Consider the following 1,321-nt stretch of genomic DNA (forward strand, 5'->3'; position numbering starts at 1 on the left):
GATGTTGCTAATTGTCAATAAATTTGGCCAAAATACTTTCAATTATTATAAAATTATATTATTGTTAATTTTAGCTAACAATATGAATTTTAACTATATTGATCCCATACCAATATTTACTTAATTCTCATACAAATTATACTATGACAAACTGAGCAAATCACCTAGAAAATATTAGCCATGACAAGATAAATCGTTATTTGAGAATAGAAAAATTTGATTCTCAAGAATTAGGTCGAAATGTTCAAAAAGAAATTGTGCCTAATACAGACGGCTATTTAATCTTTGATGATACAGTTATCAACAAGGAATATGGTAATAAAATTGAGTTAGTCAGGCGACAGTGAGCGTGGTAATCAGCATCAAGTAATTTGCTGACGCAAGGCTGCGCCAACGTGGTATAGGGATAGTAAATTGTATATATTTTAATCCAAAAATAGAACAATTTTGGCTTATAGATTATCGCGCTTTATGACCCAGATACTGATAATAAAACCCAAATAGATCATGTTGAAGAAATGATATTAAATGTGGTAAATAATAAAAAATTACCATTTAAGACTGTGTTAATGGATAGTTGGTATGCAACACAAAGATGAATGGGATTAATAGATAACTTAGGAAAAATTTATTACTGTCCCTTAAAAATAAATCGTTTAGTCGATGATACTGGTGGTGTAGAAAAATATAAAAACATAGGAGAATTAAGTTGGAACTCCTCAGAAAAAATATCAGGTAAAATAATTAAAATCAAAGGAATTCCTTTGAGAGAAAAAAGCGAGTGCTAATTGGCGAGGTCTCCTCAGAATGTAAGACGCACTCAAGACAGTCAAGCTATTCTGGGCAACTGTTTCTACCAACAGAACAGAATATATTGTCACTAATGACTTAGGTCAATCTTCGCATTTATGCTGTAGAATTTGAATCTCAAACTAGATGGAAAATAGAAGAATTTCACGCGCCTAATTAAGCAATTAAAGGCAAGGGAATTTTGTCAATGTCGTCTCAGGGACATTCAAAAAAATCACATAGCCTGTGCTATGTTAGTCTGGAATTTCTGAAAAAGATAGAGTGCGAAAATAGGAAAAACTATTTATCAAGTCAAACATGAATTACTCTCAGATTATCTGCTCCAAGAACTGAAAAAGCCCACAATAAAATTCAGGGCTATTTTTATTTTATAGGTGTTTTTTACCCTTGTTTTGACAATGGTATTTGTCTTGAGGCGTTAGCGGAGCTTTGCGTCAGCAATCGCTACATTTTTTCAAAGCGACCGCTCTATTGGCCATACGCTATATATAGTGTCTTTGCGTAAGTCCTG

Annotated in this window: 1 pseudogene; it reads left to right on the forward strand. The window is 32.6% G+C overall.

The features are described 5' to 3' along the window. Nucleotides 1-143 precede the first annotated feature (143 nt). Nucleotides 144-1,184 (forward strand): annotated as a pseudogene (locus tag F6K18_RS36135) (IS701 family transposase). The last annotated feature ends 137 nt before the right edge of the window (nucleotides 1,185-1,321 follow it).

Origin of the sequence: Okeania sp. SIO2C2 (assembly GCF_010692625.1) — a bacterium.
Lineage (GTDB): Bacteria > Cyanobacteriota > Cyanobacteriia > Cyanobacteriales > Microcoleaceae > Okeania > Okeania hirsuta.